This is a genomic window from Simiduia curdlanivorans (assembly GCF_030409605.1).
Taxonomy (GTDB): Bacteria; Pseudomonadota; Gammaproteobacteria; order Pseudomonadales; family Cellvibrionaceae; genus Simiduia; species Simiduia curdlanivorans.
On record NZ_JAUFQG010000004.1, the window covers coordinates 1,275,691 to 1,298,823 of the forward strand.

The 23,133-nt window shown below is 49.8% G+C and carries 19 protein-coding genes; 6 read left to right on the forward strand and 13 right to left on the reverse strand.

Annotation, left to right across the window (positions count from 1 at the left end; genetic code table 11):
- Nucleotides 1-13 precede the first annotated feature (13 nt).
- Nucleotides 14-1,480 (reverse strand): dihydrolipoyl dehydrogenase, encoded by a 1,467-nt coding sequence (locus tag QWY82_RS05820; RefSeq protein ID WP_290260611.1) that lies wholly within the window; start codon nucleotides 1,478-1,480, stop codon nucleotides 14-16.
- A gap of 121 nt (nucleotides 1,481-1,601) precedes the next feature.
- The gene (locus tag QWY82_RS05825; protein WP_290260612.1) at nucleotides 1,602-2,339 is read right to left on the reverse strand and encodes a glutathione peroxidase; all 738 of its coding nucleotides are present in this window, start codon (nucleotides 2,337-2,339) and stop codon (nucleotides 1,602-1,604) included.
- Nucleotides 2,340-2,444: 105 nt separating this feature from the next.
- On the opposite strand from QWY82_RS05825, the gene QWY82_RS05830 reads away from it, so the two are divergent.
- Nucleotides 2,445-3,305: a TatD family hydrolase gene (locus QWY82_RS05830; protein ID WP_290260613.1), complete on the forward strand. Its 861-nt coding sequence runs from the start codon at nucleotides 2,445-2,447 to the stop codon at nucleotides 3,303-3,305.
- A 32-nt stretch (nucleotides 3,306-3,337) separates the two neighbouring features.
- Here QWY82_RS05830 and QWY82_RS05835 read toward each other — a convergent pair whose 3' ends face one another.
- On the reverse strand, nucleotides 3,338-3,955 hold the full coding sequence (locus tag QWY82_RS05835; RefSeq protein ID WP_290260614.1) for a YceI family protein: 618 nt from the start codon (nucleotides 3,953-3,955) through the stop codon (nucleotides 3,338-3,340).
- Nucleotides 3,956-3,977: 22 nt separating this feature from the next.
- Nucleotides 3,978-4,547, reverse strand: coding sequence for a cytochrome b (locus QWY82_RS05840; protein ID WP_290260615.1), 570 nt, complete (start codon nucleotides 4,545-4,547; stop codon nucleotides 3,978-3,980).
- A 112-nt stretch (nucleotides 4,548-4,659) separates the two neighbouring features.
- On the opposite strand from QWY82_RS05840, the gene QWY82_RS05845 reads away from it, so the two are divergent.
- Nucleotides 4,660-5,085, forward strand: a complete 426-nt coding sequence (locus QWY82_RS05845) for a SufE family protein (protein WP_290260616.1) — start codon at nucleotides 4,660-4,662, stop codon at nucleotides 5,083-5,085.
- Here the strand turns inward: QWY82_RS05845 and tcdA are convergent.
- The 5 genes from tcdA to QWY82_RS05870 form a co-directional block, all read right to left on the reverse strand.
- Complete coding sequence (gene tcdA, locus QWY82_RS05850) at nucleotides 5,075-5,878, reverse strand: tRNA cyclic N6-threonylcarbamoyladenosine(37) synthase TcdA (protein WP_290260618.1); 804 nt, start codon at nucleotides 5,876-5,878, stop codon at nucleotides 5,075-5,077. The two genes, QWY82_RS05845 and tcdA, sit on opposite strands and share 11 nt — an antisense overlap.
- A 50-nt stretch (nucleotides 5,879-5,928) precedes the next feature.
- Complete coding sequence (locus tag QWY82_RS05855; protein WP_290260619.1) at nucleotides 5,929-6,711, reverse strand: hypothetical protein; 783 nt, start codon at nucleotides 6,709-6,711, stop codon at nucleotides 5,929-5,931.
- 77 nt (nucleotides 6,712-6,788) lie between these two features.
- Nucleotides 6,789-8,378, reverse strand: coding sequence for a 5-guanidino-2-oxopentanoate decarboxylase (locus QWY82_RS05860; RefSeq protein WP_290260620.1), 1,590 nt, complete (start codon nucleotides 8,376-8,378; stop codon nucleotides 6,789-6,791).
- Between the two features lie 101 nt (nucleotides 8,379-8,479).
- Entirely contained in the window at nucleotides 8,480-9,211 is a 732-nt protein-coding gene (locus tag QWY82_RS05865) for a hypothetical protein (protein ID WP_290260622.1), read from the reverse strand.
- Nucleotides 9,211-10,290, reverse strand: a complete 1,080-nt coding sequence (locus tag QWY82_RS05870) for a hypothetical protein (protein ID WP_290260623.1) — start codon at nucleotides 10,288-10,290, stop codon at nucleotides 9,211-9,213. The genes QWY82_RS05865 and QWY82_RS05870 overlap by 1 nt, the downstream gene beginning before the upstream one ends.
- A 462-nt stretch (nucleotides 10,291-10,752) precedes the next feature.
- Between QWY82_RS05870 and QWY82_RS05875 the strand changes: the two genes are divergently transcribed.
- Complete coding sequence (locus QWY82_RS05875) at nucleotides 10,753-13,692, forward strand: S8 family peptidase (RefSeq protein ID WP_290260625.1); 2,940 nt, start codon at nucleotides 10,753-10,755, stop codon at nucleotides 13,690-13,692.
- 174 nt (nucleotides 13,693-13,866) lie between these two features.
- Nucleotides 13,867-15,795: a tetratricopeptide repeat-containing diguanylate cyclase gene (locus tag QWY82_RS05880; RefSeq protein WP_290260627.1), complete on the forward strand. Its 1,929-nt coding sequence runs from the start codon at nucleotides 13,867-13,869 to the stop codon at nucleotides 15,793-15,795.
- 98 nt (nucleotides 15,796-15,893) lie between these two features.
- Here QWY82_RS05880 and QWY82_RS05885 read toward each other — a convergent pair whose 3' ends face one another.
- The 4 genes from QWY82_RS05885 to QWY82_RS05900 all read right to left on the reverse strand — a co-directional run bounded on the left by QWY82_RS05885 (nucleotide 15,894) and on the right by QWY82_RS05900 (nucleotide 20,630).
- Nucleotides 15,894-16,745, reverse strand: coding sequence for an ABC transporter ATP-binding protein (locus tag QWY82_RS05885; protein ID WP_290263468.1), 852 nt, complete (start codon nucleotides 16,743-16,745; stop codon nucleotides 15,894-15,896).
- A 15-nt stretch (nucleotides 16,746-16,760) separates the two neighbouring features.
- Nucleotides 16,761-17,756 (reverse strand): ABC transporter permease, encoded by a 996-nt coding sequence (locus QWY82_RS05890; protein WP_290260628.1) that lies wholly within the window; start codon nucleotides 17,754-17,756, stop codon nucleotides 16,761-16,763.
- Between the two features lie 97 nt (nucleotides 17,757-17,853).
- On the reverse strand, nucleotides 17,854-19,152 hold the full coding sequence (locus QWY82_RS05895; protein WP_290263471.1) for a CmpA/NrtA family ABC transporter substrate-binding protein: 1,299 nt from the start codon (nucleotides 19,150-19,152) through the stop codon (nucleotides 17,854-17,856).
- A gap of 557 nt (nucleotides 19,153-19,709) precedes the next feature.
- Complete coding sequence (locus QWY82_RS05900; RefSeq protein WP_290260629.1) at nucleotides 19,710-20,630, reverse strand: hydrogen peroxide-inducible genes activator; 921 nt, start codon at nucleotides 20,628-20,630, stop codon at nucleotides 19,710-19,712.
- A gap of 214 nt (nucleotides 20,631-20,844) precedes the next feature.
- On the opposite strand from QWY82_RS05900, the gene ahpC reads away from it, so the two are divergent.
- Nucleotides 20,845-21,408 carry an alkyl hydroperoxide reductase subunit C gene (gene ahpC, locus QWY82_RS05905; protein WP_290260630.1) on the forward strand — a complete coding sequence of 188 codons (564 nt, stop codon included), beginning with the start codon at nucleotides 20,845-20,847 and terminating at the stop codon, nucleotides 21,406-21,408.
- A 68-nt stretch (nucleotides 21,409-21,476) separates the two neighbouring features.
- Nucleotides 21,477-23,033, forward strand: a complete 1,557-nt coding sequence (ahpF, locus tag QWY82_RS05910) for an alkyl hydroperoxide reductase subunit F (protein WP_290260631.1) — start codon at nucleotides 21,477-21,479, stop codon at nucleotides 23,031-23,033.
- Nucleotides 23,034-23,133: the final 100 nt, after the last annotated feature.

Here is a 23,133-nt window from a genome sequence, read left to right on the forward strand (position 1 = left end):
TGTGGCGCTAGGCTCATGCACCCGGCCCGCAATCCAAACACTTCTCTACCATCTCTGGGCCAATGTGTAATTGGTGGTTTAAATCCCGCAGCGCTGTGCGCACCCCTTCTTCAATCACGGGGTGATAAAAGGGTAGATCCAAAATTTGCGGTACGGTCATGCGCATTTGTATCACCCACGCCAATTGGTGGGCGATGTGCTCGGCCGCAGGGCCAAACATTTCTGCGCCTAACAATAAACCGGTTCCTTGCTCGCCATATACGCGCAATAAGCCTATATTTTTGTGCATAACCCGGGACCGACCTTGGTCTTCAAAGCTTACTTCGCCAATGGCGTAACAGTGTTCGCCGCGCTGTTTAAGTTGCGGCAGTGATAGACCGACTGTGGCGATCTGCGGTTCGGTGAATACAACGCCTATGGGGGTGCGGCGCAAGCCGGCGCGCACGTCGGCAGCATTCTTGAGTGACCGACCGGCGTTATCGCCCGCAATTTTTCCTTCGTCCGCCGCTTCGTGCAGCAGCGGTATCGCGTTTGATACGTCGCCGGCAATAAAAATGGGGCTCTGGCCACATTGACCTGTGTAGCGGTCGTGCACGGGAACACCGAGGTCATCGAGCGTCAAGTCGGCGTTTTCTATGCGTAACTGCGTCAGGTTGGCACGTCGGCCAGTGGCGGCGAGAAGGTAGTCAAAACTCTCGCTGATCAAGCCCTTGTCTCGGTGCTGGTAGCGCACCTGAACGCTGTTACCCTGGTGAGATATGTGCTCAACTTTGGCGGCCGAGTCTAGATAAAACTCTTGGTTAAATTGAGCATGTGCGTAATCTCGAATTTTCTCGTCTTGCAGTGGCCCAAGGCTGCCAGAGGCGCCAAACATTACCACCTTCACACCTAAGCGAGACAAAGCCTGGCCTAACTCAAGGCCGATGACGCCAGGGCCAAAAACCGCCACTGATTGAGGTAGGTCGGTTAATTCGAACAAGTCGTCATTGATTAACAGCCGGTCGCCTGCACTCTTTAAAAATTCAGGCACGAAAGGTGATGACCCAGTGGCGATGACAATGCGGTGCGCGTTAATGGTGAGCTGAGTTCCGTCGGCTTGCTCTACCTGCAACTGCTGTTGATTAACAAAAGTGGCATAGCCTGAAATCTTGTGTTGCGCAGGAAAACTGTCGACCGATTTGAGGACGAAGCCGACAAAGCGATCGCGCTCTTTTTGCACCCGTTGCATGACTTTTTTACCGTCAATTTTCGGCGCCGCGTAATCCACGCCAAACACGCCGTTATGGCTGGCGTGGTGCGCGTGTTCGGCCGCGGCAATTAATAATTTACTGGGCATGCAACCTACTCGCGCACAGGTCGTTCCATGTGGGCCGCCTTCGATTAATAAAACCTTGTCGGTATGTTCGCGTGCGGCGCGGTACGCGGCGAGGCCAGCGGTACCTGCACCAATAATCGCGACGTCTGTGCTGAGGGTTTGCATTATTAACTCCAGTTAATAGGGGGATAGTTAACGGTTCATTTTTCGTGGTGTATTGGTACACCCTTCGCCTGCCCTTTGGATGCAGGTGCAGGCGAATTGTTCCAAACGGTTTAGGCCGTGCTTAGGCTTTTTTGAAGTAAGCTTCTAACTCGTCGGCGCCACCGATATGCTTGCCGTTAATATAAACTTGTGGCGTTGTTCCGCGCCCAGTAATGGCATTGAGTGAGGCATAGCTTAGACCATGGCTACCCAAGGCAACTTCCTCGTAGGTGAAACCCTTGCTTGCCAGTAATTGTTTGGCGCGCTTACAGTGTGGGCAACCGGGTTTGGTAAATACGCTTACGTGGTCTGGCTTTTTGGCGCTTGGATTAATGAAATCTAGCATGGTGTCTGCGTCAGAGACTTCAAAGGGGTCGCCGGCTTTTTCTGGCTCGATGAACATTTTCTCAATGATGCCGTCGTTAACCAGCATCGAATAGCGCCACGAACGCTTACCGAAGCCTAAATCCTCTTTGTCCACTAGCATGCCCATGCCGGCGCTGAAGTGGCCATTGCCATCGGGTAGCAAGGTGATATTAGCCGCGTCCAAGTCTTTGCCCCAGGCTTCCATGACGAAGGTGTCGTTAACGCTTAGGCAAATGAGTTCGTCAATGCCGTTGGCTTTTAAGGTTGGCGCCAGCTCGTTGTAGCGTGGCAAGTGTGTGGTTGAGCAAGTAGGCGTAAACGCGCCCGGTAAGGCGAACAATACCACCCGCTTACCTTTGAAAATCTCTTGCGTGGTGATGGATTTCCACTCACCTTCAACCCGGGTGCGGAAGGTGACGTCTGGAACTTTATGGCCTTCTTTGTTGGCTAACATGGTTAACTCCTGTTTATGCTGTAGCTGTTTGTTGAATCAGTGGGGCTAGTATGGTGAAAACAGTGTTATTTAAAAAATTAATTAACAAAATAGACTTGATAGTTTTTGGCTATTTATTCTATCGATTGCTCTTGGTTAATAGATTCAAGCAATCGTTACCTCAGCTATTGGGTTGCCAGTGTGCTTAAGGAGCGTTGGTTCGACAGCCATTGTCACTTTGATCTGCCTGCCTTCGATGGTGTGCGCGCCGAGCGCTGGTTGACTGCCCAAGCCCATGGTGTGGCCGGTGCACTGATTCCAGGCCTAGAGCCAGGGCAATGGCTGCGCGCTCAGGCCTGCGCGGCAGGCCTAGGTGAGGGCAGTTTTTGGTCCGTAGGGCTGCACCCCTGGTGGATAGAAAAGCAACCGGCGATGTTTACCCCGTCGATGTTAATTGACGCATTGGCAGCGCATTATGCAAATGCTGGCTGCGTCGCTATCGGCGAGTGCGGGCTGGATGGCGCGATTGCGCTGCCACTTGCGAAGCAAGTGCCTTGGCTCGAGAGTCAGCTCGCCTTCGCGCGAGAAAAGTCACTGCCGGTTATTTTGCACCAGTACAAGGCGCACAATGAGCTTGTTGCCGTGTTGAATCGACACCGGGGTATTGTGGGTGTGGTACACGGCTTTAACGGCAGCCTTGCTATGGCGGAGGAGTATATTCGCCGAGGCCTGTTGTTGGGTGTTGGAGGCGTGGTGACCTACCTGCGGGCGAACAAAACGCGAGCCACGGTACAAGCCCTGCCAAGTGACAGCTTCTTGCTGGAAACCGATGCGCCCTCTATGCCTGTGCATGGGCGCCAGGGGGCGGATAATCGGCCAGAGTATTTATTGGAGATTGCGCAGGTTGTGGCGCAACTTCGGGCTGAAACGCTGGCGCAATTAGCGGCGAAAGTACGCGCCAATGGCCAGCGTTTGTTTAGGTTTTAGCGCTTTAAATGCGCCAAAACGAACGCCCTTTTTTACTGTTTAATACCTTCAACATTCAGCCAAAGTTTTACTGTTTCAGACGCCGGGCCCAAGTTGTAGGTTAAGCCAAACTCTGACGGCTTAAGGGTAATTTCACCTGAAAATCCAGCGCGGTAGCCGCCCCAGGGGTCTTTGCCTTCACCCACTTTAGACACCGCAATGGTGATTGGCTTGGTCACGCCGTTGAAGGTTAGATTGCCGTCGAGATCAAACTTTTCGGCGCTGGCATTTTTCACGCCGGTGCTAACAAATGTGGCTGTTGGGTGTTTATCGGTGTTTAAAAAGTCTTTGCTGCGAATGTGTTTATCGCGCTCGGCGTGATTGGAGTCGACGCTTGCGACATTGATCTCCACCTTGATCTTGCTAGCTTCGGGGTTGGCGGCATCGTAACTGAATTCGCCGCTGAATTCGTTAAAGCGCCCGGTGAGCCAGCTATAGCCCAAGTGTTGAATCGCGAAGTTGACGCTAGCGTGGGCACCTTTGGTGTCGATCACGTAATCGGCGGCTTGTGCACTCGTGGCGGCTAGCCAGATACCGGCTGCGGCGAGCAGGCTGCGGCTGAACAGTTGCAGCTTAGGTCTGGCGTTTAGGGTGTTGTTATTTGTCATCATGGGCTTCCTTAGGTTGTGTTAATCAAGTGTCGCGGTTATGGCTTTTGGTGAATGGCAGCATGCGCGTTAAGGTTTCATCTTTTTTAATGAAGTGATGCATGAAAGCTGCGCCGGCATGGAGTACCGCCAGGGCAATCAGCAGCCAAGCGCCCCATTCGTGTAATTCTCCGGCGCTATCTACGTTAGCGCTGCTTAATTGGATGCTAGACGGTATCGTAAACCAGTCGAAAAAGCTCGCACCTGCGCCTTCTGCGCTGGTTATTAGATAGCCAGTTATGGCAAGTAGTGTAAGTAAGCTTAGGAGTAGCCACTTGATAGTAAGCGCCAACTGATGCTGCCACTTACTGGTTCCAACAATGGCTTGGGGCGAGGCTTGCGACAGTCGCCAGAATATTCTCACCAAGGTGAGACCAAACAGCAGGATGCCCAAGCTGATGTGCAGTGCGGGTGCTTGGTGATAGTAGTTGTCGTAGTAGCCGAGCTCTACCATCCAAAGCCCGATACTAAACAGTGCTATGACTAAGATGGCACTGCTCCAGTGCAAACATTGGCTGAGTGCGCCATATCGATGGCTGGTGTCCTTTAGCATCATTTGGAGCCTTCATGGGTGGCGGGATTCGACATTGGTGCCGGTGATTGGCTAGTGTAGGATAACCGACCTTAATTTTGCACCTTACTTGAATATGAACGAGTGTCGATAAACGATGGATGCTTCGGTGCTGGTCAGTGAGTTTGGCGACGTGGATACCGCTGCATTAGCGCGCGCCAGCAACTGGCAGATAAAATACAAGCTATTGATGACCTGGGGCAACAGCGTGAGCGTTAAACCGTGGCTGCGACAGGACGAATATCTGGTGCGCGGTTGTGATACCTCCCTTTGGTTGTTCTGTGCCGTGCGCGAAGAGCGCGTTTATTTTTCGGTCGACGGCGATTCGCGCATTATCAAGGGGCTGGCGGCCTTGTTATTGGCGCAGGTAAACGGCGCGGCTAAAGCGGATATATTGTCGATGGATCTAGCGCATTTATTAACTCGCTTGCAGTTGGATCGCCATTTGGCGCCGTCGCGCAACAATGGTTTTGCCGCTTTAGTGAGCCGCGTGCTCGAATCTGTTCGGGCACTTAACGCCTAGTTTTTGCCAAAAATCGCTCGATGGCGCGCGAGCAGGCAACAAAACCAAAGCTGGCTGTTACCATTGTCACGGCGCCCAGGCCGCCGCCACAGTCTAATTTGACCTCTGCACCTAACGCCGATTTATTTGTGCAAACGCCGCCTTCGGGCGTGGGGAACTTTAACTGTTCGGTGGAGTAGATCGCTTCCACGGAAAAATTTCTTTTCGTGTTGCGAGAAAAGTTGTAATTCCTACGCAAATTATTGCGCGTGCGCGCGAGCAGTGGGTCGTTGGTAGTTTTGGCGAGATCGAGCGAGGTAATCTGGCGCGGGTCGAGTTTTCCGCCGGAGGAGCCGACCGTGATAACGGTGAGTTTTATGCGCTTACAGTAGCCGATAATTGCGGCTTTTACATGGGCAGAGTCGATACAGTCGACGACCACGTCTTGCGACTTATTTAAGAGCTCGGCGACGTTTTCGGGTTGAATAAAATCGTCGATGATTTGCACATTTAGTTCGGGGTTTATGCCCTTTAAGCGCTCGGCAATAACCGCAGATTTTGCTTGCCCCACCGTGCTGGCCAGCGTGTGCAGTTGTCGATTGGTGTTGGTGACGCAGACTTCATCCATATCGATGAGAGTGATATGACCGATACCGGTGCGCGCCAAGGCCTCCGCCGCCCAAGAACCCACACCGCCAATGCCGATGACCACAAAATGTGCCTGCGCCAGCTGAGCTAGAGCGTCCATTCCATAGAGTCGAGCAACACCGCCGAAGCGCTGTAGGTAGGCGGGGGATAAAGGTGTTTGGGTCATGGCAAATAGAAACTAATAAAACCGCTATTATAGCGTGATAAAACCCCGGCTCAATCCTTTGCTTGGCTTGAAATGATCGACAGCTGTAACTGACTTAACTGCAGAGCGCGATAGTGTTCGGCTATTGCTTGGTTTTCAAATGCAACGCTATTGAGATTGCGCAAGACATTCTGGTTGCGCGTTTCATTGACGAGGGTAAGTTCTTGCCAGCTTTTCGTTGGGCAGGCTGTTTGGTCGCTAGCGATAGTGCGCTGGTAATTCAATTCGTAACTACAGATAAAACTCGCCAAGGGCAATTCGAATGACAGCGGTTTACCCCACTTGCTGGGGGCAATAGATAACAGATAGTCGTTGCGCCAGCGGCCCTGATTTGCATCTCGCTGCGTCCAAAAAGTCATTAGCAAGTGCGCCTGATCATCGTCAAAATCTGCCAGATTCAGGGGCGCGAACTTTTCTTGGTACCAGATTTTTAACTGGCTGTTGGTAGGAGTTTCGGTCAGTTCAGCGTTAATGAAAAAGCTTATCTGTAAGGCTGAGTGTTGTTGGTTAAAGGCGTTCGGTTCAACTTTAAACGTGAGACCATTGGTGTGCTGATGGCTCCAGTCGGCGAGTTTTTTCAACAGGCGAATTTGATAGCCTTTTGCGTCTTTTGTCAGGGTGAACGGAGCGTAACTATTATCTGGCGCTGGCGTTAAATCCTGGGCGCTGTCTTGATGGAACCAATAAGAGGCTTCGAGCTGTTGGCTGGCTTCGCCGGCGTTCGGGTTAGCGCTCATACAGAGAAGCGCGAAGGCCATAAGATATTTGATACAAAGCGCGGGGTATTTGTTCATGACGGAAGTTTGCGCCATAACAGGCGCGCTGTAAATTGCATCGGGCCTGTTTTGAAGCGGGCGCGGACTGCTGGGTGTTAGATAAAATCGCTTTCCTGCACTTCGATAATCGTTGGTAAGTCCGACGCTTGTGCGTTTATTAGCGCAGAGGTTAATTCGCGCAAGTTTTTGGCTCTGACACCTTTACAACCGTAACCTTCGGCAATTTTGATAAAGTCGGGCGCGTAGATATCGCAGGCAATGGGCTCCATACCCGCATCGCGAAAATTCATCGCAATCATTTCGTAACAGCTGTTGTGCCAAATAATAATGCTAACGGGAATTTTCGCCTCCACAGCCGTCGCTAATTCATTGAGCGAAAATTGAATACCGCCGTCGCCCAGCAAACCGATAACCGGTCGATGGGGTGCACCCAAGCGCGCGCCAAAGGCCGCCGGTAGCGCCCAACCCAAGGTGCCGTAGCCGGTTGCAGCCGAACCAAAACTGCGCGGTGCGGTGGCGTCAAATTGGTTGGCGGCGTAGTAGGCCGGTTGCGTTGAGTCGCCCATTAGGATGGCGGTCGGTAGTGCCTCCAGCAGGCTGTCGAGAAATGCTTGATAGCCGAGGTGTATTTCTTGCTGATGTTTTTGCTTGGCCTCGGCAACCCGTTGCTTGGCATTTTCAAGGCGCGTTTTGCTCGCTGTCAGTTGGCTAGTTAATGCTTGGGCAAACTGACAGGCATCAGACTGGATAGCGAGGCTTGGTTTGCAGTTACGTGTTAACTGATCGGTGGCGATATCCACCCGAATGAGTTTGCCGGGAATGGTGAAATCGCCTTGAAAGAAAAAGTCGTAATCGGTTTCGGACAGTTCGGTGCCGATGGCGAGTATCACATCCGACTGTTCGAACTCATGCCGTATAGACGCGAACGATGGGTTTGAGCCCAACAGTAAAGGGTGATCGGGTGGCAGCAGACCTTTGGCGTTATGGGTCAGGCTAACCGGCGCCTGTAATTGCTCTGCCAGTGCGAGCATTGCGGCTTGAGCGTCGGCGCAACCGCCACCTAAGGCCAGTAGCGGTCGCTTGGCTTGATTGAGTAGTGTCGCGGCCTGCGCCACGCTGCTGAGGTGAGCGGCCGGCTTGCTGGGCAGCGGCCAAAGGTCGAGTGGCACATGATCAGCCGATGCGGTAATCACGTCCAAGGGTAGGGTTAAATGCACGGGCCCTGGCCTTTCGCTGGCGAAGATAGCGAAGGCTCGCGCCATCACCCTGGGTAATTCGTCGGGCCGAGTGAGGGTGTGTGCCCAGCGCGAACATTCGGCCATGGCAGCCTGCAGGTTGCGGGTTTCGTGCAACCGGCCTTCACCGAGACCGCGTTGCCAAGTGTTGTTGTCGGCGGAGATAACCAGCATGGGCTGAGAGTCTTGCAGCGCTTGCCCCATGGCGCCACTGATATTGAGTGCGCCTGGGCCGGAAACGGTAATACAGGCAGCAGGCTTGCCGGTCACGCGCGCATAGCCGTCGGCCATAAAGCCGGCGCCTTGTTCATGGCGAGGCGTAACGTGGCGAATCGCGGTTTGCGGTAAGCCGCGGTAGAGCTCGATGGTATGGGTGCCGGGAATGCCGAAGGCTACTTCAATGCCATAGGCTTCGAGGTATTTTGCCAGTAGTTCGCCGCAGGTTTGCATGGGGTTCTCCTATTCAATGCCCCAAGCATAGTGAGCTTAGGCGCAATAGGAAAATGAGATAATGGTATGAGTTCATGCAAAAAACGAAACGAATGGTGCTGCTACCAGCCGTCGTCTTCGTTGGTGTTATCTATTGATGGGGTTTTGGTCGTGGGGCGTTCGTCGCGAGGCAAGGGCGAGATTTCCACATGGCTCATAAAGTCATCACATATTTGCTCGAGCAGTGCGTCTCTGGCGGCCAATTCCGTGGGGTTTTCAGCGGTGAAGCCGTTGAAGCGAAAGTCAAACTTGATGGCGACTCCTTCGCCTGCGGGTGCGTAGTTGACGATTGGTGTTATGCCGCCTAAGTGAGAACCAGCTTGAGCTTGGAAGTAGGGGAACTTTACTCCTTTTCTAGCCACTTGGTGTTGGGATTTCGGATAGGGAATTCTTTTATATTTTGGCGATTCTTCGGGAACTAATATAGAGTCTGCATCTCCACGATTAAAAAAATTGCGCTCTAAATCATAATATTCTTCAGAAATATGGGTAGATATCGCGCTGTGACTTTTTAATGAGTTTTTGCTTGATAGAATTAGTCTTATATCTACAAAAACTTCTCCCGCTAGAGCTTCTATATGCAGAAACTTACATGGCCAGTTTAACGAGCAAATGGGCGGGCATTTCATTTCTGTGATGCCCTCGTTAAAATATCTGTTTTCCAAATCTCTAGTGCATAGTTTATCTGGGTAATATTCACCAAAGCCAGGAAGCAGAAAAAAAAGGTTAAAGTTTCCTGCAATGATTTGCATTAGTTGCGGGTTTGCATTTGCATAAACATCTTCGATGATCATTAGCCTTGCCATTTACCAAGTAGGTTCGCCTGTCTCGCGGCTGTTATGAAGTTACTTTTTGAATGACTGAGTGCCCCTCCGACTGAGAGGGCTATGCTAGAGGCATTTGTTTTTTCTGTTACTTCCAAAGCATTGGTTGGCCTGCCCACACTTCTTAGTATGCTGGAAATTTGGTTTCGCACTTTGGTTAGTGTGATTTTTGATCGTCTAGATGTGATTTGTACAGGCGACTTGGATAGCTTGGCATTTTTGGAAGCTAATTGCCTTATGGTTGAGGTAATTGTCGCGTCTGGGTCAATAAATTCAAACCCGAGCTTATCTAAATGACCTTTTACAAGCGTTAGTGATTTGTCCAGTATTCCACTGGAACTATCAAAGACTCTAATTTTAGTGAATGAGCCACTTTTGTTTATCATCGCCTGTTGAGTTTTTTGTAAGATTTTTGCTAGGTCAACTATTGATTGAGACTCGTTAAATATCTTTTGAGCGGGTGTTATCCAAGTTCCATGTTTATCTATGTCATAACTTGGCGAAAAAAATATTTCATAGGATAGTGAGTTCCAGCCATCAACCTCAGCGTAGGGTTTGAATCGATTGGTAAGGTTATCTATTGATTGATCTGATCCAATGAAAGCCTGTTCTAGCGCAAAAAAGTCATTATCATTTTTTCTGACAATTCCGTTCTGATAGCGATATAAGCCTGTTTCATCCTTGTTATTGTTGATACTGCCTACATTTGTTATATAGATCCCGCCGGAGTTCTTGGCAGTTGCTTGAGTAATGTAATAGTGGACTTCCACTTTACCCATTAAACATTTATGGCTATTCGCAATGTCTTTATTTTGGTGGCTATTTATCCCTCCGCCCAAAGCTCGTAATTGTTCTATTTTCTTCACTACTTCTAGACCGCTAAAGTTACTTATATCCACAGCGGCGAGAAAGTCGGGCAGCAGTTGGGCGTCGATATACACAGGGCGACCGCAGCGGCCATCCGTGTTTTGGGAAAAGTGAATAAAGCGGTGTTTGGTGTTTTTGTGCGGTTGTTGGGCTATGTGCCCAAGGCTTGCGAGTCCATTCATGATGCGTTCCATGCAGTATCAATGTGAGCTGGGCAGTATATTTGGCGGCCCTAGACTTGCCTAGAAAATCAGTCGAAAGCTGTACGAGTGTTCCTGCATATTTCGAAGGCTTTAGATTTGAGGGGGTAGGTCGAAACTAGTTATAAAGTATTAGTTGCTGAAAATGACTAATGCCATGTTCTGTTTTTGAGCTTGCCCGGTCATAAGTTCGGCATTTTAGTTGTGGTTTTATCGGAGTTTTACGTTCTTTTTTGGTGCTTCGAATAACCATAAAAATAAAATTGTTATTGGGGTTGTTCCGAGTCTTATTGGTGTGGACTATGGTTAACCCGACCATTACCCGCCGGTGGATTCCGGCCTGTATTGCGGTCATTTTTCAGGTACGGTTTTTCTCAAAATTGCATTTAGTTGAATGCCATAAGCGTTCTCTAATTGTTTACCGTTGTCCAAGGAGTTGGCTAAATGAAGAAATTGCCTCTATCTGCGCTCGGCAAGTCCGTTGCGCTATGTCTATCTTGTTCCGTGGCTGCGCTGGCTGGTGCTCAGGCACTCGACCCCGCCAAGCTTTCCCTCGAGCGCACCGCGCTGGATACGAAGCAGGCCCCCATTGCCACAGGCAAGAATCGATTGGAGATTTTTGTCGAGCTGGAAAGCGCCTCTGTCGCTGGGTTTGTTGTTGAAGAATTAGAAGCCACTGAAACTGAACCGAGTCGCGATCGCCAGCTACAGCAGGCTGAGAAGATTGCTGCAGAACAGGCTCAGTTCCGCGCCAAAATGAAAAAGCTTGGCGCCACCGAAGTGAAAAGCTTTCGCGCCGGTGTAAACGGTAGCAAGTGGTTGGTAGATCGTAGCGATTTAGCCGCGATTCAAGCCCTAGTAGGCGTAAAGCGTGTTATGCGTGTGCCACACCATAAGTTAATGAACAGTGTTTCTGTTCCTTGGGTTGGTGCTACAGACGCCTGGGACCTCGGTTTCAGCGGTGCCGGCAAAAAGATTGCGGTTATCGATACGGGCGTAGATTACGTGCATCAGAATTTTGGTGGCAACGGTGATTACACCGGCATAGACCCCTCTTCAATCACTCCTGGTTCCTTCCCAACGGCGAAAGTTACCCTTGGTTATGACTTTGCCGGCGCCGATTATCATGCTGGTGGCACTCCCGAGCAGCAAATTCCCCAGCCAGATGATAACCCGATGGATTATCAAGGCCACGGCACTCACGTTGCCGGCTCTGCGGCGGGTAACGGTGTTGAAGGTAAGGTAGGTCCTGGCGTTGCAAAAGATGCTGAAATTTGGGCGCTTAAGGTATTTGGCGACAATGGTGGTTCCACCTCGCTAACGGTTGACGCGATTGAATTCGCCCTAGATCCAAACGGCGACGGTAGCGTTGACGATCGCGCCGATGTGATTAACATGAGTTTGGGTTCTGACTTCGGTAGTCCCGATGATCCGTCTTCAGTGGCCGCGGATAACGCTGCGAGCATGGGCGTGGTTGTGGTGGTGGCTGCGGGTAACTCAGGCAATGGTGTGCCCTATGTACACGGTGCTCCGGCCGCCGGTAAGAAAACCATTTCTGTTGCAGCTACCGTTGCGGGCGGTGCCAATGAATTCGCTGTGCACGTAAACAGCGACATCGTTGGCGGTGACTACAACGCCGCTTATTCGGGCATCTCTCCAGCGCTGATCGAAGGCAGCCCAATTTCTGGTGCGATGGAGATCGCCAACCCGCTCAATGCCTGTACGCCGCTGGCGAATGACATGACCGATAAGGTTGCGTTCTTGCAGCGTGGCGGGTGTTCCTTCACCATCAAGTTACAAAATGCTTTAGCTGCAGGCGCCAGCGGTGCGGTGGTCTTCAATAATGAAGCTGGCGCTCCAATTATTATGGGTGGCACGCCAGTAGATTTGGCCGCTGCAATGATTTCATTGGAAAACGGAACGTTAATTTACAATGCCATGACCGGTGGTGATATGCCCGAAGGTGTATTGGATGCTGCCAACTATGTGCCTTTCCCTGATAATGATGACACCTTAGCTGGTTTCAGTTCTCGCGGCCCAAATAATGGTGGCTCTGATTTCAAGCCTGACTTGGCGGCCCCTGGTGTGGGTATTTCATCGGCAGCGACGCAGTCCGGCGATGGCGCTGTGAGCTTGAGCGGAACCTCGATGGCGACTCCACACGTTGCCGGTGCAGCTGCTGTTTTGTTGCAGAAGTTTCCCAACCTGAAGCCGAAGGCCATCAAAGCCATGCTGCAGAACTCTTCGCACTCTGCAAATGCCGGCGGCCCTGGCTCTAATACGCCATATCCGCTGACACTTCAGGGTACTGGTGTGATCAACGTAGCGGAAGCGGCAAAGCTCAGCAGCATTGCAATTCCTGGTGCAATTAGCTTCGGTCGTATTAACGAGGATCGAGATACCCGTGCGCATGAGTTGGTGATGCTGAAGAACATGTCTTCTTCAAGCCGCACCTTCAATGTGACCCATGTGCCGAACCGCGAGGTTCCTGGAGTTTCACTGCAGTTCCCTAGTCGCGTGCACATGGGCCGCAACAGCAAGCGCCCAGTGTTGGTGAGCATGAAAGTGGATGCATCTGAACTGCCCGCCGATAACGGCTACCTTAGCCAGACTGAAGTTGATGGCTGGTTAGTGTTTGACGACGGTGAAGATAAGCTCACGGTTGGCTACTTGGCCGTGGTTGACCCTGCTTCGCGCATAACGGCGCAGGAAGATCGCAGGGGCAACTTTACCTTGCGCAACCAAGGTCAGGGCATGGGTATAGCTGAAGGCTTCACCTTAGCGGGTAAAGATGGGCTATTCCTCGATGGCACCTCTAATGCTATTAAAGCCCTAGGTTACCGCACCGCCGATTTCGGTGGCACGCCCGTGGTGCAGTTTGGTTTAGCGACTGAGCGCCCATGGAACAACTTATCTCAGCTGTACACCGCTATGTACATCGATACCGATGAAGATGGTTTGGATGACTACATCCTGTATAGCTACGACCAAGGTTGGTTGACAGGTGCTACCGATGCAAGCGGCAATATGGTTACTGCTTTGCAAAACCTTAATACTGGTAGCTTCCTGCTGGAATACAATGTTGTGAATGATTACAACGATACTAGCGCAGTGCATACCGTCGATATGTATGGTGAGTACGGCTTCTTAACCGAGGGTGATACCACCTTCAACTATTGGTTGGAAAGCCACAGCCAAACAGATGGTGACAGTGTTGACGTCCAGTACGGTAGCATCGATCTGGCCAATGAAATCATCGTGGATCAGCCTTCAGTAGTTGTTGGAGCGCGGGATAAAGTGAAGATTGAAAGGCTATCAGGCACTGGTAAGTACATGTGGCTGCTACCGAATGATGAGGCGCGTCGTCAGTTAGAGATTGAATAATTTAACTGAAACGGGTCTTAGGGTGTAAGAACCGTTACTGATGACAAAATGATGTAACCATTGGCCCCGCTTTGCGGGGCCTTTCTTTTTCTGGGGTAGGTCTTTCAACATCCATAGGCTTTTGTCATATACTGCAGGCTCTTGCTAATTTACGCATCGAATCGAGCCAATAGAATGTTCGCCAGCCAGCAAACAAACATCAATAACCGAATAATCCGTTTAGCGATCATGATGTTTATGTGGGCGAGTCTGTCTCTGTCAGCGCCATCCTTTGCTGAGCCAGATGAATTTGACCAGCGCTCGATTGACGCGCAGTTTACCGAGTTGGAAAACTCGGAGTTGATTGGCGGGCGCGATATCTATCTTGAGAAATTGGCGTTGTTAAAATCTCGCTTGAACCCTAACGATCCGCTCCAGCAAATGCGTTATCGGCAGCTTGCCTGTTGGTATCAACCAGAAGAAACTGCACTCCAAATTCAGGCCGCTATCGCCAACGCTAGCACCTGGATGCGCGAGGCCTCGGCCCTGAAAAACATTACCGCCGAAGCAGAGTTCCTGCTATGTCGAGGTTGGTTTCGCCAGTTCGGCAACGATATGGCTGGTGCAAAAATGGATTTTGAAACTGCCCTAAAAATAGCAGAGATGTCCGAACATCGTCGGCTAATAGCTGATGCGTTGAGCAGTAGAGGCGAGTTGCTCAGCAATCAAGGCGATCTCGCGTTGGCGCTGGAAGATTTGCAAGTCGCTTACCAGATGTACCATCTGCTCGGTAATCGCTATTGGTCCGCATACACCCTCTCCATGGTTGCCAATACCTATCGCCGTATGGGCGACTTAAGTCGCGCTAAAACATTACTAGAGGAAGTGGTAGATCTTTACCAGGCGCGCGGGGATATTGAAAGTGTGATGGATACGAATTATATCCTCGCGCTCACCTACGATGATTTGGGTGAATACGCTCGAGCGCTCGCCATCTATATGGATGTTTTAAAATACTATCAAAACAACAAGGTGCCACACGGCCAACTCACCAGCTATATCGCGATAGCAGACAATCGTCTTCGTGCAGGCGATAGTGGTGCAGCAGCAAGCGCCTTGCAGAGTGCAGAGCCCTTGCTCGATAAAGATTATGATGCGTCAAGCTGGGCACTCTGGCATCTTTTTAGCGCCTATCTCGATGTGGCAAATAAAAAATATGCGGATGCGTTAATGCATTTAGAAAATGCATCCCCCATTGTGGTTGCGCTAGATAACAATCGCTATTTAAGTTGGGTGCAAAAATTGCAGGCGGATGTCTATGGTGCGCTCGGGCGATGGCAGCAGGCTTTCGAGTCGCTACAGGCATACCAAGCCACAAGTGATCTACTCTCGTCAAAACTCCGCGATCAAACCAGTACGCGTATGCGAATTGAGTTCGATACGGCAAGAAAAGAGGCAGAAAATCAGGCGTTAAAATCTGAGCAGACTGTGCGTGAATCTAGAATTATTGCTTTACAGGAAAAGCGCCGTTGGCAAGTAGCGGTAATATCTTTATCGATGGTGGTATTGATCTTCATTGCGCTGTTTGGTTTGCGTCAGTGGCGGCGGTCGAAACATCTACACATTATCGCGATGACCGATGAGTTAACTCGCCTGCCGAATAGAAGAAGCATCTATGTGTGTGGCAATGCCGAGCTCGAGCAAGCGCGTAAGCAGGGTACCGCATTCAGTATTATCGTGTTTGATGTCGATCACTTTAAGCGCATTAATGATACTTGGGGGCACAATGTGGGCGATCGAGTGTTGCAAAAAATAGCGGAGTATTCTCAGTTAGCTTTGCGCAAAAATGACAAGATTGGCCGAACGGGTGGAGAGGAGTTTCTCGCCATTTTACCGGGCGCAGACACTGAACAGGCGGTGGAAGTTGCCCAGCGCCTATGCGCATGTGTTGAAGATATGGATATGCGCGCTGTTGCAGATGATCTCGCTATCACCATTAGCTTAGGCGTTGCACAGCTAAGGGATGCAGACAAGGATTTATCAAAGTTGATGCAACGAGCAGACAGCGCTCTCTACATGGCGAAGCACGCAGGTAGAAATAGGGTCGAAGTAGCGACAGAATAAGCGTGAGCCCGCTTTTAGCAGGCCTACGTTGTGCGCTCGATAGTGGCTCTTGCTCCATGTGCGAGGCTTACAGATTACACTAAGCATAAATGAACAGTTTAGGCGACCGCTCTAACCTTGGCCTTCTTCGCGGCGGCGCTGTTGATCTTGACGCCTTGAGTCGCTGGGTTGCTGTGGCGCTTGTGCAGGAATTCTAATACCTGTGCACGATAGAGATTGTATTGCGTGTCCTTAGCCATCTCCAATCTGTCTCTGGGCCGAGCTAAATCAACGTCGAGTATGTCGCCAATTTTTGCTGCAGGACCATTGGTCATCATCACAATCCTATCGGAAAGTAAAACCGCCTCATCCACATCGTGGGTGATCATGATAACCGTACTATTTAACTCGTTTTGAATTTCGATGAGCGAATCCTGTAAGTGCGCTCTGGTGAGTGCGTCCAAGGCGCCAAAGGGCTCGTCTAGCAAAAGAACTTTGGGCTCCATGGCTAGGGCGCGGGCGATACCCACCCGCTGCTTCATGCCGCCAGAGATTTCGTCAGGGCGCTTGTGCATCGCGTGATCCATATGCACCAAGCGCAAGTTGTGCTCGATCCAGGCCTTCATCTCGGCCTTAGTTTTTTTGCCTTTAAATACCTGCTTAACCGCTAACTCAACATTTTCGTACGCGGATAACCAGGGTAGAAGGCTATGGTTTTGAAATACCACGGCGCGCTCTGGTCCCGGTTCATTGACTTCCTTACTGTCTAAAATAACGCCGCCTTCGGTTGCCTGGTAGAGTCCCGCGACGATATTGAGTACAGTCGATTTTCCACAGCCGGAGTGACCTATCAAAGAAATAAATTCGCCGCGCCTAATCCTCAAGGAAATATCATCCAAGGCTCGGAAGGGTCCTGTTGGCGTTGGGAAATCGATACTGACATTTTCGATACTTAAGAAGCGGTTGTGCATGTCCATTGTATTCTCCTAGCGCAAGACCGCGCTCTTATCCCAGCTGAACGCTTTTTGTAGCATAAGCATTGCGCGGTCGAGTAAAAAACCTAAAACGCCGATGGTGAGAACGGCAACCATAATTCTAGCCAGAGACTGGGAGCTTCCGTTTTGAAACTCATCCCAAACAAATTTGCCGAGGCCAGGGTTTTGAGCGAGCATTTCGGCCGCAATCAATACCATCCAACCCACGCTAAGGGACAATCGCAAACCAGTAAATATACCGGGTATAGCCGAGGGGATAACAATCTTCTGGATGTGTGTTAAGGGTGAGAGCCGCAACACTTTGCTGACATTAATTAAGTCTTTATTAACGCCCGATACGGCAACGGTAGTATTGATGAGCGTCGGCCATAGGCAGCACAAGGTCACGGTTATGGCCGAGGTGACGAATGACTTTGCAAAAAGTGGATCGTCGCTCACGTAAACCGCAGCCACAATCATGGTCACAATGGGCAGCCAAGCAAGCGGCGATACCGGCTTAAAAATTTGTATGATGGGGTTGACCGCGTTATAAAACGTAGACGATAGGCCGCAAATAATACCGAGGGGTATGGCGACCAGTGAGGCAATAATAAAACCGACAAATACCGTTTTAAGGCTGGTAAAAATCTGATCTATATAAGTCGCTCTACCGGTATAGGAGCGCCATTTGAGCTTAGCATCTGGATTGCTCGCCAATTTCTTTTCATTGCGCAGGGTCTGGCGATCATAAAAGGCGACTTCTTTGTCGCGCTCTGCGCGATGCTCAAACCATAAGCCTTGAGCTTGCGTGAAAACCTGTGTTGGGCCGGGCAGTTGACCCAGACTAGTATCGACTTTTCCCGCGGCGATATGCCAAAAGCAGACAAAGAGCACGATGGTGATGCCGGTAATAATTGCTTGGCGAACAGGGCCTCGGGCGGGAGAACCACCTAGCTCGCGTAAAAATTCAAAAAAGCCTTTTCTGTTATTTAGGGTGCTTGTTGTCACTGTGACCTCCATGCGGCTTTGACTGCAGTAATGCAGTTAGCCGATTAATCTACTGCGCGAGAGCCTTCTAAAGGCTGCTCGCGCAGCACGGGGCTAGCTATAATTTACTGTCGGCTTTTAGCCCGATGGTAAATTTTTGTAAGTATTCATTTGGCTTAGTACCATCGTAAGCAATGCCGTCGATGAACTCTTTCTGTACCGGTTTAAATCCGGTCTCAGCAGCTGAAGGGAAGTCAGTGGCGGCCATTTTTCCATCGGCTATTAATTCGTTCGCCGCCTTTCTGTAGATGTCAGGGCGATACACTTTCTTGGCGGTTTCCATATACCAGCTGTCGGGTTTATGTTCAGCAATTTGACCCCAGCGGCGCATTTGCGTGAGGTACCAAATAGCATCGCTGTAGTAAGGGTAGGTGGCGTTATGTCGGAAGAACACGTTGAAATCTGGCACCTCGCGTTTATCGCCTTTTTCGTACTCGAAAGTGCCTGTCATGCTGTTGGCAATCACATCGTAATCAGCGCCAACATAATAAGGCTTAGACAAAATCTTTACGGCTTCCGGACGATTTGCATTGTTTTTATCATCTAGCCATTTGGCGGCGCGAATGAGTGATTTAACAACTGCGATATGGGTTTCAGGGTACTTATCGGCCCACGCTTTACTGACGCCGAAAACTTTCTCTGGGTTATTTTTCCAAATTTCGTAATCGGTAATAACCGGTACGCCGATACCTTTGAACACGGCTTGTTGATTCCATGGCTCGCCGACGCAGTAACCATATATAGTGCCAGCTTCCATCGTTGCTGGCATTTGCGGCGGTGGCGTCACGCTGAGAATGACATCGGCATCGATATGACCTGAGGTGTCGTTTTTTGCGGGGGCATAATAGCCGGGATTGATACCGCCAGCGGCCAGCCAGTAGCGAAGTTCGTAGTTGTGCGTCGATACCGGAAACACCATGCCCATATTGAATGGCTTGCCTTCTGCCTTATATTTTTCGACAACAGGTTTTAATGCATCGGCTTTTATTGGGTGTACTGGTTTGCCATTTTCATGGGGAATATTTTTCTTCATCTCAGCCCAGATAGCATTGGAAACTGTAATTCCATTACCGTTTAAGTCCATGCTAAATGCGGTGATGATATCGGCTTGAGTGCCGAAACCGATGGTGGCACCCAGTGGTTGTCCGGCTAACATATGGGCACCGTCAAGTTCACCGGTAATAACGCGATCGAGAAGGACTTTCCAATTTGCCTGTGCTTCTAGTTCAACATACAGGCCTTCGTCTTCAAAAAATCCTTTCTCTAGCGCGATCGCTAACGGCGCCATATCAGTGAGTTTTATAAAGCCAAATTTCAGTTCGTCCTTTTCTGGCTCAGCTGCAATAGCGCAATGCATGGCGCTAAGGCTAGCAACTAGTCCTGCTAACAAAGAAGTTATACCCTTCATAGTTCACCCCAATCATGATTAATGTTTGTAAATGTTAATTAGGTAATACAAGTCTCATGCCAAGGACAAAAAGAGCCTGAAAAAGATGTTTTTTAACGTCGAATCCCTTATTGGGTGCGGAAAATATAATTTAAAATATGCTCCGCGCTGAAATGGTGCGGGAAAACCTGGCTAAATGTAAATGAGGTGGTTCTTTCTGGTGCGAGAATGCGCGAAGTTAACGCACAGCAGGGCGGCTGGGCTTTGGTGCGTGAGATGGTAGGAGGATAAGCCAACCGAACAAGGCTGGCTGCTAGTAGCGGTATAAAATTCTAACGCGGTTTAATTGAGCACAGTTGGTCGCCGTAATAGTTATTCTGGTAGTTGCAGTAATTTACTTCTTGTATTGATTGTTTTGATGTAAAGCTAGCTATGATTCTAGTTAACGCTTTCATATGTTGGCTCCTGTTCATGTGATTCTATTGTTGCGCCTCCGATGGAAAACGAACATCGCACAAAGTCGATTATTATGTTCGGCTTTGCCTATCATCGCTGCCCAAGCGGTTAAGTTCATCGCGAATAAGTTGCTTTAGTATTTCTATGTTTTCTAATCCGGGGTAGTTGGGCCGAACGATAAAGGCAATTTCGCGATGAGGGCCGGGTTCGTCAATAGGTATTGCAGACAAATGAGGGTTGAGGTTAACCAGTTGTTCAAGCGCCATCTCAGGTACTAAAGTGGTGCCTAAATTACCTGCCACCAGTTGAATCAATGTGCTTAAGCTAGTGCCGCCGGTCTCGTAGCCACTGTCGCTCTCCATGCCGCAAACTTTCAGTGCATGATCTTTAAAACAATGCCCATCTTTTAGCAACATTAGGTTTGAACGCCCTAGCTCTTTAGCCGTTACGCATTGCTTGGTGCTGAGCCTATCGTCTTTGTGTGTAACCAGATAAAAATTCTCTTGCCAGAAGCTGAAACTCAACAAACCTGAGCAATCATAGGGTAGAGCCAAAATGGCGCAATCCAGTTGTCCTTCGAGAACTTTTCTCACCAGAATGTGACTTTGGTCTTCTTCGACGCGTAAATCGAGTTTGGGGTAGTGGGTTTTAATAGGGGGTAGCATGAGCGGCAGAATGAAAGGCGCGATCGTTGGAATCATGCCAATACTGAGTGTGCTGCTCAGCGGGCAAAGCATCTGACCAGCCAAACTGGTGAGGTCATTCATCTGTAGATAGATGTTTTTTGCGTAAGTAAGTACCTGCTTACCTAAGGGCGTTATAAGTACTTTTTTGTTGTCCCGCTCAAATACCGCAAAGCCCAGTTGTTTCTCCATGTCGGTTATCGCAGTGCTCAAGGCAGATTGAGATATGGCGCAGCTTTCCGCTGCTTTCTTGAAGTGTAAAAACTCCTCTACGGCTAGGGCATAGCGAATCTGCTTAAGGGATACCAAGGTCTATCTCCTGATTCAAGGTAAGTCTGGCCTAATTTGCCGGTTGGAGGGTAAATCATAGGTACTTTTATACTAGCTGTACCTTCAGTTTTTTCGAACGTAGGGTTTGGTTTTATCAAATTTAGATGAATAACAAAAGCGCCTATATTGATCTCACTGCAGGCTCTCATGCCCAGAAAATTAACTCAAACCCCATGTTAGGAGTAAATAACCGATGGCTTTAATCAATACTAAAATCAAGCCTTTTAATGCCAGCGCCTTCAAAAATGGCGAATTCATTGAAGTAAGTGATGCGGACCTACAGGGCAAGTGGTCGATCTTCTTTTTCTACCCCGCCGACTTCACCTTCGTATGCCCGACCGAGCTAGGCGATGTAGCTGATCATTACGCTGAGCTTCAGGCGCGCGGTGTCGAGGTCTACTCGGTATCAACGGATACACATTTCACGCACAAGGCGTGGCACGACTCTTCCGACACTATTGGAAAAATCAAATACACCATGATTGGCGACCCGACCGGCCAAATTACCCGCAATTTTGAAGTGATGCGGGAGAGTCAGGGCTTGGCTGATCGCGCAACATTCATTGTCGACCCTGAGGGTGTTATCCAAGCTATGGAGATTACCGCTGAAGGCATTGGTCGCGACGCACAAGATCTGCTGCGCAAGGTAAAAGCTGCCCAATATGTTGCGAGTCACCCAGGCGAAGTTTGCCCGGCCAAATGGAAAGAGGGCGAAGCAACCTTGGCGCCGTCTTTGGATCTAGTTGGCAAGATTTAAATACCAAACAAGCGGGCTTTTGCCCGCTTGTTTGGTTTCAGTGACATTCAACCTAGGTAGGCAACACCATGATTAGCCAAGAAATACTTGCTGCTGTTAAGCAGTATACAACTAGCCTTACTAAGGATGTAAAGCTGATAGTCCAAGTTGGTAACCACAGTAAGCGCGACGAGCTTATGGCTTTTCTACGCGAGTTTACCAGTGCTTCCGAAAAGTTAAGTCTAGAGGAGCGAGATGTTCCTGCGATACTTCGTAGCCCGATTAGCTTTCAGCTCGAAGTTGATGGCGACGCTTCAGGTATTATTTTTTCAGGCATACCCAGCGGGCACGAATTCAATTCATTTGTTTTAGCGGTGTTGCAAGCAGGGGGCACGGCTTTAAAACTGGATGAGAGCGTTAAAACAATTGTACGCGCCGTGGCTGAGCCACTGCACTTTGAGGTGTTTGTCAGCTTAAGTTGTCATAACTGTCCAGATGTTGTGCAGCTCTTGAATCAATTTGCGCTTCTGAATCCACATATTTCTTCGGAAATGATCGATGGCGGATTATTTCCCCAACTGATTGCAGAGAGGGATATTCAAGGCGTACCAAGCGTGTACCTCAATGGCGAGCTGTTCGCAAACGGCAAGGTGGACACACCACAGCTGCTTGAAAAATTACTGCAGCGATCGCCAGATCTGGCCAATGCCAATCAGGGCGTTAAGCTGCCACGTCAAGATGTAACCATTATTGGCGGCGGCCCTTCAGGTGTGGCTGCGGCAATCTATGCGGCCCGCAAAGGTTTGGCCGTAACCTTAATAGCAGATCGCATCGGTGGGCAGGTTAAAGATACGGTTGGTATTGAAAACCTGATATCCGTGCCAAAAACAACAGGCTCCGAGCTGACCTCGGCATTGATGGCACACATGAATGACTACGCCATCACGTTGAAAGAGCATGTCAGCGTGACAGAGGTGATGGATGATAATGCTATTAAGTCCATCAAGTTAAGTACGGGTGAATTGATCGAGTCTAAAACATTGATTATTGCGACCGGTGCTCGGTGGCGAGAGCTTGGTGTTCCCGGCGAAAAGGAGAATGTTGGCAGCGGCGTTGCTTACTGTCCACACTGTGATGGCCCCTTCTTCAAGGGTAAGGATGTGGCTGTTATAGGTGGCGGCAACTCAGGTGTGGAGGCCGCGCTTGATCTAGCCGGCATTGTGCGCTCGGTAAAGCTATTTGAATTTTTACCGGAATTAAAAGCGGATAAAGTGTTGGTTGATAAGGCAAAGGTTGCATCCAATATTGAAATCTATATCAATGCCAAGACCACGTCGGTCGAGGCTGAGACAGGAAAAGTTTCTGCACTACATTGGCAAGATCGCGAATCAGGCGAATCGCATCGGCAGCCGCTAGATGGCATCTTCGTCCAAATTGGGTTGGTGCCAAATAGTCAGTTCCTAGGTGATCTTGTCGAAACGACTCGTCATGGTGAAATCGTGGTGAATGAAAAATGTCAAACGTCGGTGCCGGGCATATTTGCTTGTGGCGATGTCACAACAGTTCCCTACAAACAAATAGTTATCGCTATGGGAGAGGGCTCCAAGGCTGCGTTGTCTGCGTTTGAGTATTTGTTGACTCGCTAGTTAGCTGAATGTGTTCTATATGTTTTAGTCTCAAGGAAAGGGCAGGAGAAACCTAATGCATGGCGACTTTCGACGTGTTGTGTGCTTTCTATGTTGTCCT

Bases quoted from the DNA above. Each gene is read 5' to 3' on its own strand.
- QWY82_RS05875 (WP_290260625.1), top strand. From the start codon at position 10,753: ATGAAGAAATTGCCTCTATCTGCGCTCGGCAAGTCCGTTGCGCTATGT.
- ahpF (WP_290260631.1), top strand. From the start codon at position 21,477: ATGATTAGCCAAGAAATACTTGCTGCTGTTAAGCAGTATACAACTAGC.
- QWY82_RS05895 (WP_290263471.1), bottom strand. From the start codon at position 19,152: ATGCATTGCGCTATTGCAGCTGAGCCAGAAAAGGACGAACTGAAATTT.
- QWY82_RS05835 (WP_290260614.1), bottom strand. From the start codon at position 3,955: ATGATGACAAATAACAACACCCTAAACGCCAGACCTAAGCTGCAACTG.
- tcdA (WP_290260618.1), bottom strand. From the start codon at position 5,878: ATGACCCAAACACCTTTATCCCCCGCCTACCTACAGCGCTTCGGCGGT.
- QWY82_RS05820 (WP_290260611.1), bottom strand. From the start codon at position 1,480: ATGCAAACCCTCAGCACAGACGTCGCGATTATTGGTGCAGGTACCGCT.
- QWY82_RS05860 (WP_290260620.1), bottom strand. From the start codon at position 8,378: ATGCAAACCTGCGGCGAACTACTGGCAAAATACCTCGAAGCCTATGGC.
- QWY82_RS05885 (WP_290263468.1), bottom strand. From the start codon at position 16,745: ATGCACAACCGCTTCTTAAGTATCGAAAATGTCAGTATCGATTTCCCA.
- QWY82_RS05825 (WP_290260612.1), bottom strand. From the start codon at position 2,339: ATGTTAGCCAACAAAGAAGGCCATAAAGTTCCAGACGTCACCTTCCGC.
- ahpC (WP_290260630.1), top strand. From the start codon at position 20,845: ATGGCTTTAATCAATACTAAAATCAAGCCTTTTAATGCCAGCGCCTTC.
- QWY82_RS05855 (WP_290260619.1), bottom strand. From the start codon at position 6,711: ATGAACAAATACCCCGCGCTTTGTATCAAATATCTTATGGCCTTCGCG.
- QWY82_RS05865 (WP_290260622.1), bottom strand. From the start codon at position 9,211: ATGATCATCGAAGATGTTTATGCAAATGCAAACCCGCAACTAATGCAA.
- QWY82_RS05840 (WP_290260615.1), bottom strand. From the start codon at position 4,547: ATGATGCTAAAGGACACCAGCCATCGATATGGCGCACTCAGCCAATGT.
- QWY82_RS05880 (WP_290260627.1), top strand. From the start codon at position 13,867: ATGTTCGCCAGCCAGCAAACAAACATCAATAACCGAATAATCCGTTTA.
- QWY82_RS05870 (WP_290260623.1), bottom strand. From the start codon at position 10,290: ATGAATGGACTCGCAAGCCTTGGGCACATAGCCCAACAACCGCACAAA.
- QWY82_RS05845 (WP_290260616.1), top strand. From the start codon at position 4,660: ATGGATGCTTCGGTGCTGGTCAGTGAGTTTGGCGACGTGGATACCGCT.